The sequence below is a fragment of the Heterorhizobium halophytocola genome, from assembly GCF_017873095.1.
In the GTDB taxonomy this organism is placed as follows: Bacteria; Pseudomonadota; Alphaproteobacteria; order Rhizobiales; family Rhizobiaceae; genus Allorhizobium; species Allorhizobium halophytocola.
Map to the genome: position 1 here is coordinate 282,760 of NZ_JAGGJU010000001.1, position 16,279 is coordinate 299,038.

Sequence of the window (16,279 nt, forward strand, 5' to 3'; positions counted from 1 at the left end):
TTTACGCGCGATTGGAAAAACACTCCTGTGCGCGCGTTTGCGTGCGTTCGCCGACCAACAGGATACTAGCAACATGAAACGATTTGTCGTCGCCGCACTCCTGGCGACTGCTGCCCTTGTCAGCCAGGCTGAGACGGCGCAGTCCATGCGACTGTTTCCGCCGAACTGGCTGACCGGCAGCCATAGTGCACAGGGTGCTCCTGCGCCGCAGCAGGCGCCGCAGGCAACCGTCCAGCTGGCCCAGCAAAGCTCCGAGGCCGCCAAGGTGATGGATCTCGAGCAGGAGATTCGCGATCTCAACGGCCGCATCGAGGAGATGAGCTATCAGCTTCTGCAGATGCAGGAGCAGATCCGCAAATACCAGGAAGACAACGAATTCCGCTTCCAGGACCTGGAAAAGGGTGCAGGCGGCGGAACCAAGAAGAGCGAGGCTGCGCCTGTCGACAAGACCGAGCAGGAAAGCAAATCCATCGCCCGCATTTTCACCGATCCGCCGGCTGACGCCGGCGGCTCGTCGTCCGGCCCGTCCACCCCGCAGGACACGGCATCTGCCAATCAGACGGGCGCTCCGGAGCGCACGCTCGGAACCATCGAGCTCGACGCCAATGGCATGCCCGTCGGCACCAGCCAGAACACGTCCTCGGTCGAGGAGAGTGCCCTGCCCGGCGTAGACGGCGGCCAGGCACCGGTGAAGAAGCAGGACGACAGCCAGCAGACCGCGGCGCTCAGCAACGAGAACGATGTCTACCAGGCAGCCTATGGCCATGTTCTGTCAGGCGACTACGGCGTGGCGAAGACGGAATTCCAGGATTTCATCGAGCGCTTCCCCGACAGCAAGCGCGCGGCCGACGCCAATTTCTGGCTCGGCGAAGCCCTTTATTCGCAGGGCGATTACAACGAGGCGGCCAAGACCTTCCTCAACGCCCACCAGAATTACGGCTCGTCGCCCAAGGCGCCGGAAATGCTGCTGAAGCTCGGCATGTCCATGGCCAAGCTCGACAATCAGGATACGGCATGCGCGATCTATCGCGAGGTCGGAAAACGCTATCCGAGCGCATCGCGCGCCGTCCTGCAGAAGGCGACCTCGGAGCTGAAGCAGCAGCATTGCTGACACGGGGCGCGCAAGCCGTGTGCCCGATCGAAGATCCCCGATCTGCCATCGATACCTTTCTGAACCGCCTCTCACCCGGTCGGCTGCTGGTCGCCGTCTCCGGCGGCAGTGATTCGCTCGGCCTGCTGACGCTCCTGCACGAGGCCTTGGCCGCAGCCCCCCGCCCCGGCGTGACGCTTTGCGCCGCCACCATCGACCACGGTCTTCGCGCAGGCGCTGCCGAAGAGGCGGAACAGGTGGGGAGCTTCTGCCGGCAACGCGACATTCCCCACCGGATCGCCCGCTGGCAGGGCGAGAAGCCGACAACCGGTCTCGCCGCAAGCGCCCGCGAGGCCCGTTACCGACTGCTGGCCGACCTTGCCGAGGATTTCGGCACCCGACGGATTGTCACCGCCCACACGCTCGACGACCAGCGCGAGACGATTGCCATGCGCGCCAGCCGCACCGAGACCGGCGACCAGGCGCCGGGTCTTTCCGGCATGGCGGCCCTCACCCTCTATGACTGCCGCATTTTCATCCTGCGGCCGTGGCTTGCCTGCCGCCGACAGGACATCCGCGACGAATTGACCCGGCGCGATATCCCCTGGGTCGACGATCCGAGCAATCAGGATCTGCGGTCGGAACGCGTGCGCACGCGCCGCACTCTCGGCGTCGATCACGGCTATGAGGCCGCGTTGAAGACGATCAAGGCCGCGGCAGAAGGTCGACGACAGCTGTCCGACGCGGCGGCAGCATTACTGGACAGCCGCGCGCGCATGATCGACCGGACGGTCGCGGTCCTTGCGCCGGATATCGCCGATGCGGCGCCAGCCCCGCTCGCCCATGCCATCTCGGCCCTGATCATGGTGCTCGGCGGACGACGGCATCTCCCCGGCCGGGAGCAGATGGACAAGGTGATGGCCCTCGTTACCGGTCCCTACAAGGATCGCCATCCCGACCGCACGACCGCCGGCCGCTGCCTGATCGTGCGCAGCGCCGGTGGCCTGTTTATCGCCCGCGAGTGCCGCGGCCTACCCAGCCTGCGCCTTGAACCGGGCGACACGGCCATCTGGGACGGGCGGTTTCGAATCACCAGCCATTCAGATGAACCCGTGCTGGTGCATGCCGGCAGGAATGCCGATGACGCGGCGGAATACCGCAAGGCCGAGACGGAGGACCTCCTGCCGCCCTTCATGCGCCGCCATGCCGACGCCGTCGCCCCGCGATTCAGCCTTCTTGCGCAACCGCAAGCATCGCGCCAGCCAGACCTGCTATCCCTGGCATGTAAACCGGAACTGGGCGGTTACGATCGCTTCCTGTCGGGCTTCGATCTGGAACTTGCCAACGCCCTTGCCGCACTTTTCGGCCGCGACGGCTTTTCAAGGCCGCCCGTTTAGGTCCTGTTGACGGAAAACACATCGTATCACTGCGTTTGCCTTGGCAATGCCGTCAAGCGCTCCTATGTTACGAGCTAACTAAGCAGTCGATAGCGGCTGACGGATTCTCCGGGGAGTTCCATGAACCCAAATTTTAGAAACTTCGCGCTGTGGGCGATCATCGCACTTTTGCTGATTGCCCTGTTCAGCATGTTCCAGACGTCACCGTCGTCGACAAGCTCGCGCGAGATTCCCTATTCGCAGTTCCTCAAGGAAGTGGATAGCGGTCGCGTGCGTGACGTCACCATCGTCGGAAACCGCGTGCTCGGCACCTATTCCGAGAACGGGACCTCGTTCCAGACCTACTCGCCGGTCATCGACGACACCCTGGTGGACAAGCTCCAGCAGAAGAACGTGATGATCGTCGCCCGGCCGGAAACCGACGGCTCCTCCGGCTTCCTCAGCTATCTCGGCACCCTGTTGCCGATGCTGCTGATCCTTGGTGTCTGGCTGTTCTTCATGCGCCAGATGCAGGGGGGCTCACGCGGCGCCATGGGCTTCGGCAAGTCGAAGGCCAAGCTTCTGACCGAAGCGCATGGCCGCGTCACCTTCGAGGATGTCGCCGGCGTCGACGAAGCCAAGCAGGATCTGGAGGAAATCGTCGAGTTCCTGCGGGATCCGCAGAAGTTCCAGCGCCTGGGCGGCCGCATCCCGCGCGGCGTGTTGCTGGTCGGCCCTCCGGGCACCGGCAAGACGCTTCTCGCCCGCTCCGTTGCCGGCGAAGCCAATGTGCCGTTCTTCACGATCTCGGGTTCGGACTTCGTCGAAATGTTCGTCGGCGTCGGTGCGAGCCGTGTGCGCGACATGTTCGAACAGGCCAAGAAGAACAGCCCATGCATCATCTTCATCGACGAAATCGATGCGGTCGGTCGTCACCGCGGCGCCGGTCTCGGCGGCGGCAATGACGAACGCGAGCAGACGCTGAACCAGCTGCTGGTCGAAATGGACGGCTTCGAGGCCAATGAGGGCGTGATCCTGATCGCCGCCACCAACCGTCCCGACGTTCTCGACCCTGCCCTGCTGCGTCCCGGCCGTTTCGACCGCCAGGTCGTCGTGCCCAACCCGGATATCATCGGCCGCGAGCGGATCCTCAAGGTTCACGCCCGCAACGTGCCGCTGGCACCGAATGTCGATCTGAAGGTGCTGGCCCGCGGTACCCCCGGTTTCTCCGGTGCCGACCTGATGAACCTCGTCAACGAAGCCGCCCTGATGGCAGCGCGCCGCAACAAGCGCATCGTCACCATGGCCGAGTTCGAGGACGCCAAGGACAAGATCATGATGGGCGCCGAACGTCGTTCGTCCGCCATGACCGAAGCCGAAAAGAAGCTGACCGCCTATCACGAGGCCGGCCACGCGATCACGGCACTGCATGTGCCGGTCGCCGACCCGCTGCACAAGGCCACCATCATTCCGCGTGGCCGTGCACTCGGCATGGTCATGCAGCTTCCCGAGGGCGACCGCTATTCGATGAGCTACAAGTGGATGGTCTCGCGGCTTGTCATCATGATGGGCGGCCGCGTTGCCGAGGAACTGACCTTCGGCAAGGAAAACATCACCTCCGGTGCATCCTCCGATATCGAGCAGGCCACCAAGCTTGCCCGCGCCATGGTCACCCAGTGGGGCTTTTCCGACGAACTCGGCCAGGTCGCCTATGGCGAGAACCAGCAGGAAGTCTTCCTCGGACATTCCGTGTCGCAGTCGAAGAACATCTCCGAATCGACCGCGCAGAAGATCGACAACGAAGTGCGCCGCCTGATCGACGAGGCCTACAAGGAAGCCCACCGCATCATCAGCGAGAAGAACGACGAGTTCGTCGCCATCGCCGAGGGTCTTTTGGAATACGAAACGCTGTCGGGCGAAGAGATCAAGGCCCTGATCAAGGGCCAGCGTCCGACCCGCGACACCGACGACACGCCGACCGGCCGCAGCTCTGCTGTCCCCTCGGCCGGCGCCAAGAAAGAGACACCGAAGGGTGGCGAGGCCGAAGGCGGCCTGGAACCGCAGCCTCACTGATCGAGGGTGTCTGAACGATCAAGGCCGTCCGGAACGTTCCGGACGGCCTTTTTCATTGGTAACGCTATGTAAGGGCTCTTTGCCTTAATTTACGTGATGTACCGCGCATTATGTGGCATGAGCGAGCCTGATTACGCGTCCGCCCACTCGCCCTTTGGAGGAAGTGGAGCGACCAGCATCTGCAGGCGCAAGATATTGCGGGAGAATTTATGACACGTCGCTATTTCGGAACCGACGGCATTCGTGGCCAGTCCAACATCCATCCGATGACCCCGGACATCGCCATGCGCGTCGGCATTGCCTGCGGCAAGCTGTTTCGTCGCGGCGAGCACCGGCACCGGGTGGTGATCGGCAAGGACACCCGTCTTTCCGGCTACATGCTGGAAAACGCGCTGGTGGCCGGCTTCACAGCGGCCGGCCTCGACGTCTTCCTCCTCGGCCCGATCCCGACGCCGGCAGTGGCCATGCTGACCCGATCGCTGCGCGCCGATATCGGCGTAATGATCTCCGCCTCGCACAATCCCTTCGCCGACAATGGCATCAAGCTCTTCGGCCCGGACGGCTACAAGCTGTCCGACGAGATCGAGGGCAAGATCGAGGACCTGCTCGAGCAGGACATCACCGGCCAGCTGGCGCCGCCGACCCAGATCGGCCGTGCCAAGCGCGTCGAGGGCGACATCTATCGCTATATCGAATTCGTCAAGCGCACCCTGCCCCGCGACGTCACCCTGCATGGGCTGCGCGTCGCCATCGACTGCGCCAATGGCGCGGCCTACAAGGTGGCGCCATTGGCGCTCTGGGAACTCGGCGCCGAGGTCGTCACCATCGGCAACGAGCCGAACGGCACGAACATCAATCTCGATTGTGGCTCCACCCATCCGTCCGCCCTGCAGAAGAAGGTGCATGAAGTGCGCGCCGATATCGGCATCGCGCTCGACGGCGACGCCGACCGTGTGATCATCGTCGACGAACACGGCACCATCGTCGATGGCGACCAGCTGATGGCGGTAATTGCCGAGACCTGGGCCAATGACGAGTTGCTGACCGGTTCGGGCATCGTCGCGACCGTGATGTCCAATCTGGGCCTCGAGCGCTTCCTGTCGGGCAAGGGCCTGTCGCTTGCCCGCACCAAGGTTGGCGACCGCTATGTGGTCGAACACATGCGCCAGAACAATTTCAATGTCGGCGGCGAGCAATCCGGCCATATCGTGCTGTCGGATTTCGGCACCACCGGTGACGGCCTTGTCGCCGCGCTGCAGGTGCTGTCGGCCGTCAAGCGTACCGGCAAGACGGTGAGCGAGATCTGCCACCGCTTCGAGCCGGTGCCCCAGCTGCTGCGCAATGTGCGCTATGCCGGCGGCAAGCCGCTCGAAAACGACAGCGTCAAGCAGGCGATCGCCGACGCCGAATCGGAACTGGCCAAGAAGGGCCGTCTGGTCATCCGCCCGTCCGGCACAGAGCCGCTGATCCGGGTGATGGCCGAAGGCGACGATCGCAGCCAGATCGAGCGCATCGTCAACGATCTCGTCGGCATTATCGGCAGCGTTCGCAGCGAAGCGGCGTAAGCCCCTGTGGGCGGCGACGCGCCGAAACAAGACCCGGTCCCGCCGGACGGCGGCCGGATGCAGGCCGTGGTCACCACCGGCACCGGCGGCTACGACAAGCTCGTCTACAAGACCGTTGCGATCCCGCGGCCGTCGCGCGGCGAGGTGTTGCTGCGGGTTCTCGCCGCCGGCGTCAACAATACCGAGCTCAACACGCGCCTCGGCTGGTATTCCGCATCGGTGAAGACCGGTACGGATGCCGCCGCGGACCCTACATCGACCGCACCGGAAAACGGCGGCTGGAATGCCGCTACCCCCTTCCCGCTGATCCAGGGCACCGACTGCTGCGGCGAAGTGGTTGAGGTCGGCGAGGGTGCGGACCCGACCCTGATCGGTCGGCGTGTCCTGGTTCGCGCCTGCATGCGCCCCAACGGGTTCGGCTCGATGGACAATGTCTGGATGGGATCGGACTTCGACGGCGCCTTCGCCCAGTTCGTCAAGGTGCCCGCGGGCGAGGTGTTTCCGGTCGATTGCGGCTGGAGCGATGCCGAACTCGCAACCATCCCCTGCGCCTATGGCACCGCGGAAAACATGGTGCATCGCGCCGGCATCGCTGAGGGCATGCGGGTTCTGGTGCCGGGCGCCTCCGGCGGCGTCGGCTCGGCCACCGTGCAACTGGCCAGGCGCCGGGGCGCGGAGGTGATCGGCATATCCGGCACGGCCAAGCATGACCTTGTCCGCACGATCGGCGCCGACCGGATGCTCGACCGGGGCGATGACCTGCTCCAGCAACTGGGCGCGGAAAGCATCGATGTCGTCATCGACAATGTCGCCGGCCCGGGCTTTGCCACCATGCTAAAACTGTTAAAGCGCGGCGGCATCTATGTCTCGTCCGGGGCGATTGCCGGGCCGCTGGTCGAACTCGACATGCGCGTCTTCTACCTCAAGAACCTGACACTGCTCGGCTGCACCGCCTGGGACGAGCCGGTCTTCCCGAACCTGGTCTCCTATATCGAGCGCGGTGAAATCCGCCCGCTGCTGGACCGGACCTATCCGCTCGACCGGATCGCCGAGGCCCAGCAGGCCTTTCTCGAAAAGCGCCATACCGGCAAGATCGTCCTGATCCCAGCACGGTGACGCCGCGCCGTCATTCACCGTCGAGCGGTGTCTGTGTGGTCAACACTGGCCTCGCGGTCCCTTTCGGCCATCCCCGTCCCCGACACAGCCAAACCGAAGGGGATCCAGGCATTCAGGCCGGCAGCTCGGCGGCCAGGCTTCGGCCGGCCAGGCGTGCGGTGGCGAGAAGCCGGTCTAGGCCGAGCCCGTCGCGGGCGCGGGCCGAGAGCCCGGCCATGGTCGCACAGACGAAATCGGCAACATTGTCCGCCACCTCTGGATGACGCTCGGCGATATAGCCGCGGATCATCTCCTGCGCCGCCGTATGAAAGACGCAAGCCGCCGCACGCGCCGCCGCATCGTCGCAGCGCACATTCTCGAGCACCAGACAGCCGGTGGCATCGGTATCCGCGGCATATCGCCGGGCCGCCTCTTCCAGGACCGCCGCGAGACATTCCGCAACCGGACGGTCAGGCCGCAGAATTTTGCGGAGGGGTATTGCCCTGGTATCCGCATAACGCTCGAGAACCTTGGCATAGAGACCGGCCTTGCTGCCGAAGGCGGCGTAAAAGCTGGGCGGATTTATCCCGAGTGCCGCCGTGATCTCCGCCACGCCCAGGGCATCATAGCCGCGCGCATGAAACAATTGCTGTGCCGCGGCCACCGCCTGGTCCGGGTCGAACCGGCGCGGACGACCGCGGGGACGTGACTTTTCTGTAGCGCTCATTACAAAATGCCTTGACGATTTCCGGCGAGTATTTATGTAGCATCCATTACGTAAATTCTCAAGGATCACAAGATGACAGACTTTCATGGCAAGACGGCTCTGGTCCTCGGCGGCAGCCGGGGGATCGGCGCATCGATCGTGCGGCGCCTCGCAGCCGATGGCGCCAAGGTTACCTTCACCTATGCCGGGTCCAGGGAGGCGGCAGAACAGGTGGCGGCCGAAACGGGCAGCACGGCCGTGCGCACGGATAGCGCCGACCGCGACGCGGTGATCGCCCGGGTGCGCGACAGCGGCCCCTTGGACATTCTGGTGATCAATTCGGGGATCGCCATTTTCGGGGATGCCCTTGAACAGGATGCCGATGCGATCGATCGACTGTTCCAGATCAATGTCCAGACACCCTACCACGCCGCGGTTGAAGCAGCACGGCAGATGCCGGACGGTGGTCGGATCATCGTCATCGGTTCGGTCAATGGCGACCGGATGCCCATTCCCGGCATGGCCTCCTATGCGGTGAGCAAATCCGCGCTGCAGGGACTGGCCCGTGGATTGGCGCGCGACTTCGGGCCTCGCGGGATCACCATCAATGTCGTCCAGCCTGGCCCCATCGATACCGACGCGAACCCTCAAGACGGACCGATGAAGGACCTGATGCACAGTTTCATGGCCATCAAGCGTCACGGACGTCCGGAAGAAGTTGCGGGAATGGTGGCATGGCTCGCAGGCCCGGAAGCCGGCTTCGTCACCGGAGCCATGCATACCATCGATGGGGCGTTCGGCGCCTGATCTTGGCACACAAGAGCTGGCATGGCCGCATCGATCTTGAACGGCCGCCACGCCACGCAAGCAAAAAGCCCGGCGACCCATGACACCGGGCTTCTCTATTGGAGGCTTTTGCCAGAAGATCAGGCCGACAGCTTGGCCATCACTTCATCGTCGACCTCGAAATTCGAATAGACGTTCTGCACGTCGTCGTCGTCCTCCAGCGTGTCGATCAGCTTCATCAGCGAGACAGCCTTTTCCTCGTCGACCGGAATGGTGTTCTGCGGACGCCAGATGGCCTTGACGGTATCGGCTTCGCCTAGCGCCTCTTCGAGCGCCTTGGATACCTCGTTGATATCCTCGAAGCCGCAATAGATGCTGTGGCCGTTCTCGTCGGTCGTCACGTCCTCGGCACCGGCCATGATCGCCGCTTCCATCACGGCGTCTGCGTCTCCCACCTCGAGCTTGTAGGTGATTTCGCCGACGTGGTCGAAGGAGAAGGAGACCGACCCGGTTTCGCCCAAGGCGCCGCCGGCCTTGGAAAAGGTCGAGCGCACGCTGGAGGCGGTACGGTTGCGATTGTCGGTCAGCGCCTCGACGATAACGGCAACGCCGCCCGGCCCATAGCCTTCGTAGCGGATCGCGTCATAGGTCTCGGCGTCGGCGCCAGACGCCTTCTTGATCGCCCGGTCGATATTGTCCTTGGGCATCGACTGCGCCTTGGCATTCTGCACGGCCAGGCGCAGAGCGGCGTTCATCGACGGGTCCGGCAGGCCGGTCTTGGCAGCTACGGTGATTTCGCGCGCAAGCTTGGAGAACATCTTCGAGCGAATGCCGTCCTGCTTGCCCTTGCGGTGCATGATGTTTTTGAACTGTGAATGGCCAGCCATGGCACCCCTGATCAGGTCTGATTTTTGAGATGGGCGCCTTATAAGCGCCAAAGCCGCGCCGTTCAAGGGCAAGTGGCATCAGCAGGCCGATTGGCCTGCCTCGCCGATTGTGGGCATCGCTCGTTTTCCAGCGGAACCGCGACACTCCTCCGCTCGTTGATGCTGGCAAATACAACCGCCAAGGAGATCAAGCGATGGTTAGCTTCAGTGAAGCCCGCGACACACCGGTAAAGCAGCTCTGGGAAGAAATCGGCGACATCCATGCCGGCATGCTGGGCCTGGAAGGCTCCACCACGCATATGCAGCCGATGGCCCCGTTTGTCGACGCCAAGACCAACACGATCTGGTTCTACACCAAGACGGATTCCGATCTGGTCAAGCATATCCGTCCCGGCCAGCGCGCCCAGTTCTGTGTGATCGGCAAGGATCACGACTACCATGCGAGCCTCAGCGGGGTGATCTCGGTTCGCAAGGAACCGGCCAAGATCGAGGAATACTGGAATTCGGTGGTGGAAGCCTGGTACGAGGGCGGCAAGTCCGACCCGACGCTCACCATGCTCGCCCTGCATCTGGACGACGGCGAGATCTGGGCCTCGACCAGCAACCCGATCAAGTTTGGCTGGGAAATCGCCAAGGCCAACATGAACGACAACGAGACGCCCGATGTCGGCGTGCATCGTCACCTCAACTTCGCCTGAGCCACACGCCGGCGGCCGTCCGTCCGCCGAGCCCGATCAAAAGCCCCTGAGCACCAGTATCAGGGGCTTTTTTGGCAGATGGCGCATCGACACGGCAACGCTGTCGGTATCGGATACCGAGACGTCAAAACGCGCATCGAACATGGCGAGAAATCCGTCCAGCGGCGGTCCGCGGCGATGCATCGGCAGGATCAGCGCCGAGCGCAGTCGGTCGATGACTTTGCTCATGCTGATCGCGCCCATGGTCAGGCCCCCGTCGACGGGCACCATCACCACGTCCAGCCGACCGATCTCCGCGTAATGCGTCTCCGTCAGTTCGTAATGCAGGTGACCGAGATGGCCGATACAAAGCCCCGCGACTTCGAAGATGAAGATCGAGTTGGCGTCGGTCTCGACCCCGCCGAACGAGCGGATATCGGTGGTGACGTTGCGGATATAGGCGTCGGCGACGACCTCATGCCAGTCCGCCTTCTCGCCCGGCACGTCGCTCCAGCCATGCAGCACATGGGTGATGGCCGGATCCGGATAGAGCGTGTAGTGGCTGGAATGCGCCTTGTTCATCGTCACCACGTCGGGCACGTCGGCAGACCGCAACGAGCCGCTATAGTCGGTCTCGATGGTCAGCCCCTGCGGTGTGACGATGCGGAACGTCGAATGGCCGACAAAGGTGATGACCACCTCGTCGCGCATCCCGGCTAGCTGGATCGGCAGAGAATTGTCGTCGAAACGGGCAAATTGCGCGTGGGGCAGTCCCTCGGCGACCAACTGGCACTGGCTGGCCGGTGGACGATCATTGGCAGCGAGGGCCTTGCCCGACAAAGACAGCCCCGCCATTACCGCGATCATCGCAAGCCGAAGGCGCTTCATGCCGCTCTCCGTGTCAACCGTCTGACGTGTCAAGAACGGCAGGATGCGACACGATCAGCCGAAGGTAAAGTCCGCGGCGTGGGCGGGCAGCGTCACTTTCGCGTGACGCCGACAAGCGGCGGCCGGAGAGCCGGACCTATCGCCGGCACCCGGTCAGGACTTACGTCCAGAATTCGGGGATCGTCTCGGCAAGCCGGGCCCCGAGCCGCAAAGGCGCGATCTTTTCCGCCAGGCCGGTTCTGTCGGAGATCTCGACGCCCAGGCCGCAGATCGTCGGCGGCCCGGAAGCCGCCTCGAAACGGCCTTTCGGCATTTTCGAGATGAAGCGGTTCAGAGGCTCTTCCTTGTCCATGCCAAGCGAGGAGTCGTAGTCGCCGCACATGCCGGCATCCGACATATAGGCCGTGCCGCCATTGAGGATCTGGTGGTCGGCGGTCGGCACATGCGTATGCGTCCCGACGACGAGGCTTGCGCGACCATCGACGAAATGGCCGAAGCACTGCTTTTCGCTGGTGGCCTCCGCATGGAAGTCGAACACGACCGCATCGGCGTTTTCGCCGAGCGGACAGGCAGCCAGGATCGCTTCTGCCGACTTGAAGGGATCGTCGAGTTCCGGATGCATGAACACCCGACCCATGATGTTGGCGACGAGGACGCGTGCGCCGTTGCGGGCATAATAGACGCCCGATCCGCGACCCGGCGTGCCGGGCGGGTAATTGGCCGGCCGCAGGAACTGATCGTGGCGCTCGCAAAAGCCGACCGCTTCCTTCTGGTCCCAGACGTGATTGCCGGTGGTCACCACATCGGCCCCGGCATTGATCGTTTCGAGATAGATGTCCTCGGTGATGCCGAAGCCGCCCGCGGCGTTCTCGCCATTGACGATGACGAAATCCAGCTTGAGGTCGGAGATCAGGCCCGGCAGACGCTCCCACACGGCTGTGCGTCCCGTCTTGCCGACCATATCTCCCAGAAACAACAATCGCATTCTTACTCTATTCCTGCCCGGCAGCGATGGTGCGCATGCCGCTTTCGGTCACGATGGCATGCAGTCCGACATCGTGCGGTTCGAAGGGTACTTCTGGCACTTCCTGACAATCGAAGGCAATGCCGATCAGCCGCGGCGCACTGTCTTTTTCGATCAGCCTGGCGATCGCGCGATCGTAGTGGCCGGCACCGTAGCCGATACGGTGACCCCGGTGGTCGAAGGCAGACAGCGGCACCAGCATGGTATCGGGATCGACCACGGGCGCCTCCGGTCCCGGGCCGCGGGTGCCGAAGCCGGTGTCGGTCAGCTCGGCTCCGGGCAGCAATTCGCGAAAGACGATCGTCTGGCGATCGAGCACCACCGGCAACGCGAGCCTCGCCCCCTTGTCCTTCAACAGCGCCATCAGCGGCCGGACATCGACCTCCGACCCCAGGGGATAGAATCCCGAGACGATTTCGCCGGGCAGGACTTCGATGCCCGCAGCGGCATGATCAGCGATATGTAAAGAGGCCTCTATACGCCTATCGATTGCAAGGGAATCCCGCAGGCCAAGTCTATCGCGGCGCAGATGCGCCTTTAACTCTCTGTTACTCATACCGCATCCCGGCGCGTTTCTCGGTCCCGCGCATGTCTTCAAGATCCACCGCTGCCGGTATTCCCCGCCCGCGGAAACCTTGGAGAAGAAATATTTAATATATCCGTATTAGTCCTTTGAGAGAACATTTCAATCGATGGGATCTCTAGATGCGCTTTTTGTCTCGCTTTGGCTTGGTCGGAACGGTGACCGTTTCCACCATCGTGATCATGATCGCGGCCCTGGCCGCGGTTGCCGTGTCCATGTCCGGTACCATTTCCACCCGTATCGCCCAGCAGGCGATCGATGGCCAGAACACCAGCCTCAGAACGGCTGCCACGATCGCCGAACGCGATCTGCCCGGCGTTCAGGTCACCTGGGCAAATGACGGCAATGTCGAGCGCATCGTTGCACCGGAGATCCCGGAAAGCTTCGAAAACCACAATATGATCGACACCGTCGGCCGCATGACCGGCCAGACGGCAACGATCTTCGGCTGGGATGACAAGACCCAGGACTTCTGGCGCCGCACCACCAACATCGTCAAGCCCGACGGCAAGCGCGCCGTCGGCACCGCGCTCGGCCAGACCGGCGCCGTCTATCCCGTCGTCACCAAGGGCGAAACCTTCCGCGGCCAGGCCGTGATCCTCGGCACGCCCTACTACACCGTCTACCAGCCGATCTTCTCGCCGGCCGGCAAGGTCATCGGCATTCTCTATGCCGGCGTCCGCTCTGCCGAAATCGACAGCGTCGCCTCGCAGATGACCTGGACCGTCGGCATTGCCTCGCTGGTCACGCTGGTCATCGCAGCGCTCATCATGATGTTCATCGCCCGCAAGATCATGGGTCCGATCCCGCAGCTGACGGCCGTTGCCAGCCGTCTCGCAGACGGTGATCTCGACGCCGAGGTTCCCTACCAGTCGCTGAAGAACGAAATCGGTGCGCTGGCCCGCAATCTGGACGTCTTCCGCGAAAATGCCCGCCGCAACCGCGACCTGGAAGACCAGGCCAAGGCCAACCGGACGGCTACCGAGCAGGAACGCGCCGCCAACGAGGCTGCCCGCGCCGAGGAAGCCCGCCGCGTCCAGCACGCCGTCGACCTGCTTGCCGATGGCCTGCAGAAGCTGCGCGACGGCGACCTCACGGTCCGTCTGGAACAGCCCTTCCACGGCGATCTGGACCGCCTGCGTTCCGACTTCAACAGCTCGGTCGCCAAGCTCAACACCACGCTCGGCGAACTGACCCGCGAAACCCACGGCATCCAGGCCAGCGCCAACGAAATGCGCTCGGCCGGCGACGACCTGTCCAAGCGTACCGAACAGCAGGCCGCCTCGCTGGAGGAGACCTCCGCTGCGCTGGAGCAGATCACCTCGACCGTCAAGTCCGCCTCGACACGCGCCGACGAAGCCTCCACCATGGCGCAGGATGCGACCGAAAGCACCGGCAATTCCTCCAAGGTCGTCGCCGACGCCGTCGATGCCATGGGCCGGATCGAAAACGCTTCCAGCGAAATCTCCAAGATCATCAACGTGATCGACGAAATCGCCTTCCAGACCAACCTGCTGGCGCTGAATGCCGGCGTCGAGGCCGCCCGCGCCGGTGAAGCCGGCAAGGGTTTCGCCGTCGTCGCCCAGGAAGTCCGCGAGCTTGCCCAGCGTTCGGCAAATGCTGCCAAGGACATCAAATCGCTGATCACCAAGTCCAGCGGTGAAGTCTCCAACGGCGTCAGCCTGGTGCGCGCCACCGGTGATGCGCTGACGAAGATTTCCGATCAGGTTGCCAAGATCAACGGCCATATCGGCTCGATTGCAACCGCGGCCCGCGAACAGGCCACCGGCCTGCAGGAAATCAACACATCCGTCGGCCAGATGGATCAGTTCACCCAGAAGAACGCCGCCATGGTCGAAGAAACCACGGCCGTGACGCACCGCCTGGCCGAAAGCGCCTCGACGCTGGCAGAACTGGTCGGCCAGTTCAAGACGAGCGCTGCCGCCGACGGTTATGCCGCCGCACCCCGCCGCACCACGGCGTCTGCGGCCCCTGCCGGCCAGGCCCATGCCCAGGCCCATGCCAGCCCGGCCCGTGCGTCCATGCCGGCCCGCGGCCCGAAAGCTGCCGAGCAGGCAAGCCGTCCGGCGCCCTCGCCGGCCCGCCGCCTGATGGGCAATCTCGCCAAGGCCCTCACCCCGGGCGCCGCCGCGCCTGCCGCCAACCGCGATGCGGACTGGGAAGAGTTTTGAGCCAGACATCTTGCCCGCCTCTGGCACCCGGCAGGATTGGATTTGAACCATAGACACGAAAAAGGCGGCTCCGGCCGCCTTTTTTGTGCGCGAGCCGTTGTCGAAGCGTCAGGACCGTGCGGCCTGAAAGCCTGCCGCCACATCGAGCGCCAGACCGATGGTGACATCCATGTCGAGATATTGATAGGTGCCGAGGCGCCCGACAAACGTGACACCGGTCTGCATCCTTGCCCGCTCCTCATATTGCGCCAACATTTTCTTGTCGTCGAGCAGCCGGACCGGATAATAGGGAATGTCCCCCGCCCCGCAGGCGCGGCTGTATTCGCGGAAACAGACCGTTTCGGCGAAATTCTGAGCTTCCCAGGGAGAGAAATGCTTGTGCTCGGAAATCCGGGTAAAGGGCACATCCTCATCGGGATAGTTCATCACGGCCGTGCCGAGCATGTCGCCATGTCCTCGGATCTCCTCGAAATCCAGGGTCCGGTAGCCGAGGCGGCCGAGGTCATAGCGGAAAAAACGGTCGAGCGGGCCGGAATAGAAGACATGCGCGAAGCTCTCCCCCACATCCTCATAAGCGCAGCCGAGGCGGAGCTCGATATTCGCGTGGTCCAGGATGGCTGCCACGATCTGCGTGTAGCCGTGTTTTGGCATGCCCTGATAGGGATGGTTGAAATAATTGTCGTCGTAGTTGAACCTGAGCGGCAGCCGCTTCAGGATCGACGCCGGCAATTGGCTCGGCTCGACGCCCCATTGCTTGCGGGTATAGCCGCGGAAAAAGGCGTTGTAGAGCTCTTCCCCGACAAACCGCAGCGCCTGCTCTTCGAACGACTGGGGATCCTCGATATCCATCCGCGCCCGCGCCTCGATGAACGCCCTGGCCTCTGCCGGCGCCATATGCGTGCCGAAGAACTGGTTGATCGTGTGCAGGTTCACCGGCAGCGAATAGACCTTGCCGTTGACCGTCGCCTTGACGCGATTGACATAGGGCATCATCTCGCCAAAGCGGTTCACATAGGACCAGACGCGCTCGTCCGCGGTATGGAAGATGTGCGGGCCATAGCGATGGATCATCACACCGGTTTCGGCATCGCGCTCGGTGTGGCAATTGCCGGCGATATGCTGGCGCTCGTCGATCACCAGAACCTTGTATCCACGCTCGGCCAGTTCGCGCGCGATAACAGCCCCACTCAACCCGGCACCCACAGCGCAAACCCGCTTCATCTAATATTCCTTCAACGGAAAACAGATGTTTGCGTAACAAATCAGACCGAAGGCAGCAATCTGCGGCAACGGATATCCAACACTACAGTCTGGAACGGGGCGCGAGGGCCAATTCG

14 protein-coding genes are annotated in these 16,279 nt (G+C 63.3%); 8 read left to right on the forward strand and 6 right to left on the reverse strand.

Annotation, left to right across the window (positions count from 1 at the left end):
- The first annotated feature begins 73 nt into the window (after positions 1–73).
- The 5 genes from ybgF to J2Z17_RS01400 all read left to right on the forward strand — a co-directional run bounded on the left by ybgF (position 74) and on the right by J2Z17_RS01400 (position 7,220).
- Positions 74–1,111 carry a tol-pal system protein YbgF gene (gene ybgF, locus J2Z17_RS01380; RefSeq protein WP_209941513.1) on the forward strand — a complete coding sequence of 346 codons (1,038 nt, stop codon included), beginning with the start codon at positions 74–76 and terminating at the stop codon, positions 1,109–1,111.
- 17 nt (positions 1,112–1,128) lie between these two features.
- Entirely contained in the window at positions 1,129–2,487 is a 1,359-nt protein-coding gene (gene tilS, locus J2Z17_RS01385; RefSeq protein WP_209941515.1) for a tRNA lysidine(34) synthetase TilS, read from the forward strand.
- Between the two features lie 120 nt (positions 2,488–2,607).
- Positions 2,608–4,539 (forward strand): ATP-dependent zinc metalloprotease FtsH, encoded by a 1,932-nt coding sequence (gene ftsH / locus J2Z17_RS01390; RefSeq protein ID WP_209941517.1) that lies wholly within the window; start codon positions 2,608–2,610, stop codon positions 4,537–4,539.
- A 209-nt stretch (positions 4,540–4,748) separates the two neighbouring features.
- A complete protein-coding gene (gene glmM, locus J2Z17_RS01395; RefSeq protein ID WP_209941519.1) occupies positions 4,749–6,104 on the forward strand; it encodes a phosphoglucosamine mutase in 1,356 nt (451 codons plus the stop codon).
- Between the two features lie 57 nt (positions 6,105–6,161).
- The gene (locus tag J2Z17_RS01400) at positions 6,162–7,220 is read left to right on the forward strand and encodes an alcohol dehydrogenase family protein (protein WP_209941520.1); all 1,059 of its coding nucleotides are present in this window, start codon (positions 6,162–6,164) and stop codon (positions 7,218–7,220) included.
- A 112-nt stretch (positions 7,221–7,332) separates the two neighbouring features.
- Here the strand turns inward: J2Z17_RS01400 and J2Z17_RS01405 are convergent, their stop codons facing one another.
- On the reverse strand, positions 7,333–7,926 hold the full coding sequence (locus tag J2Z17_RS01405) for a TetR/AcrR family transcriptional regulator (RefSeq protein ID WP_209941522.1): 594 nt from the start codon (positions 7,924–7,926) through the stop codon (positions 7,333–7,335).
- Positions 7,927–7,998: 72 nt separating this feature from the next.
- Between J2Z17_RS01405 and bdcA the strand changes: the two genes are divergently transcribed.
- On the forward strand, positions 7,999–8,712 hold the full coding sequence (gene bdcA / locus J2Z17_RS01410; RefSeq protein ID WP_209941524.1) for an SDR family oxidoreductase: 714 nt from the start codon (positions 7,999–8,001) through the stop codon (positions 8,710–8,712).
- Positions 8,713–8,831: 119 nt separating this feature from the next.
- Here the strand turns inward: bdcA and J2Z17_RS01415 are convergent, their stop codons facing one another.
- On the reverse strand, positions 8,832–9,578 hold the full coding sequence (locus J2Z17_RS01415; RefSeq protein WP_209941526.1) for a YebC/PmpR family DNA-binding transcriptional regulator: 747 nt from the start codon (positions 9,576–9,578) through the stop codon (positions 8,832–8,834).
- A 194-nt stretch (positions 9,579–9,772) separates the two neighbouring features.
- On the opposite strand from J2Z17_RS01415, the gene J2Z17_RS01420 reads away from it, so the two are divergent.
- The gene (locus tag J2Z17_RS01420) at positions 9,773–10,276 is read left to right on the forward strand and encodes a pyridoxamine 5'-phosphate oxidase family protein (protein ID WP_209941528.1); all 504 of its coding nucleotides are present in this window, start codon (positions 9,773–9,775) and stop codon (positions 10,274–10,276) included.
- Positions 10,277–10,312: 36 nt separating this feature from the next.
- Here the strand turns inward: J2Z17_RS01420 and J2Z17_RS01425 are convergent, their stop codons facing one another.
- The 3 genes from J2Z17_RS01425 to J2Z17_RS01435 form a co-directional block, all read right to left on the reverse strand.
- Positions 10,313–11,143, reverse strand: a complete 831-nt coding sequence (locus J2Z17_RS01425; RefSeq protein ID WP_209941530.1) for an MBL fold metallo-hydrolase — start codon at positions 11,141–11,143, stop codon at positions 10,313–10,315.
- A gap of 160 nt (positions 11,144–11,303) precedes the next feature.
- Entirely contained in the window at positions 11,304–12,128 is an 825-nt protein-coding gene (locus tag J2Z17_RS01430; protein WP_209941532.1) for a TIGR00282 family metallophosphoesterase, read from the reverse strand.
- 7 nt (positions 12,129–12,135) lie between these two features.
- A complete protein-coding gene (locus tag J2Z17_RS01435) occupies positions 12,136–12,723 on the reverse strand; it encodes a 5-formyltetrahydrofolate cyclo-ligase (protein WP_209941534.1) in 588 nt (195 codons plus the stop codon).
- Between the two features lie 149 nt (positions 12,724–12,872).
- Between J2Z17_RS01435 and J2Z17_RS01440 the strand changes: the two genes are divergently transcribed.
- Entirely contained in the window at positions 12,873–14,942 is a 2,070-nt protein-coding gene (locus J2Z17_RS01440; protein ID WP_209941537.1) for a methyl-accepting chemotaxis protein, read from the forward strand.
- A gap of 108 nt (positions 14,943–15,050) precedes the next feature.
- On the opposite strand, the gene glf is transcribed toward J2Z17_RS01440, so the two are convergent.
- Entirely contained in the window at positions 15,051–16,163 is a 1,113-nt protein-coding gene (gene glf, locus J2Z17_RS01445; protein WP_209941539.1) for a UDP-galactopyranose mutase, read from the reverse strand.
- Positions 16,164–16,279 lie beyond the last annotated feature (116 nt).

Excerpts from the sequence above, each read along its gene's own strand:
- J2Z17_RS01405 (WP_209941522.1), bottom strand. The coding sequence starts at position 7,926 with ATGAGCGCTACAGAAAAGTCACGTCCCCGCGGTCGTCCGCGCCGGTTC.
- glmM (WP_209941519.1), top strand. The coding sequence starts at position 4,749 with ATGACACGTCGCTATTTCGGAACCGACGGCATTCGTGGCCAGTCCAAC.
- J2Z17_RS01425 (WP_209941530.1), bottom strand. The coding sequence starts at position 11,143 with ATGAAGCGCCTTCGGCTTGCGATGATCGCGGTAATGGCGGGGCTGTCT.
- J2Z17_RS01420 (WP_209941528.1), top strand. The coding sequence starts at position 9,773 with ATGGTTAGCTTCAGTGAAGCCCGCGACACACCGGTAAAGCAGCTCTGG.
- ftsH (WP_209941517.1), top strand. The coding sequence starts at position 2,608 with ATGAACCCAAATTTTAGAAACTTCGCGCTGTGGGCGATCATCGCACTT.
- ybgF (WP_209941513.1), top strand. The coding sequence starts at position 74 with ATGAAACGATTTGTCGTCGCCGCACTCCTGGCGACTGCTGCCCTTGTC.
- J2Z17_RS01430 (WP_209941532.1), bottom strand. The coding sequence starts at position 12,128 with ATGCGATTGTTGTTTCTGGGAGATATGGTCGGCAAGACGGGACGCACA.
- glf (WP_209941539.1), bottom strand. The coding sequence starts at position 16,163 with ATGAAGCGGGTTTGCGCTGTGGGTGCCGGGTTGAGTGGGGCTGTTATC.
- J2Z17_RS01415 (WP_209941526.1), bottom strand. The coding sequence starts at position 9,578 with ATGGCTGGCCATTCACAGTTCAAAAACATCATGCACCGCAAGGGCAAG.
- bdcA (WP_209941524.1), top strand. The coding sequence starts at position 7,999 with ATGACAGACTTTCATGGCAAGACGGCTCTGGTCCTCGGCGGCAGCCGG.
- J2Z17_RS01440 (WP_209941537.1), top strand. The coding sequence starts at position 12,873 with ATGCGCTTTTTGTCTCGCTTTGGCTTGGTCGGAACGGTGACCGTTTCC.
- J2Z17_RS01400 (WP_209941520.1), top strand. The coding sequence starts at position 6,162 with ATGCAGGCCGTGGTCACCACCGGCACCGGCGGCTACGACAAGCTCGTC.
- J2Z17_RS01435 (WP_209941534.1), bottom strand. The coding sequence starts at position 12,723 with ATGAGTAACAGAGAGTTAAAGGCGCATCTGCGCCGCGATAGACTTGGC.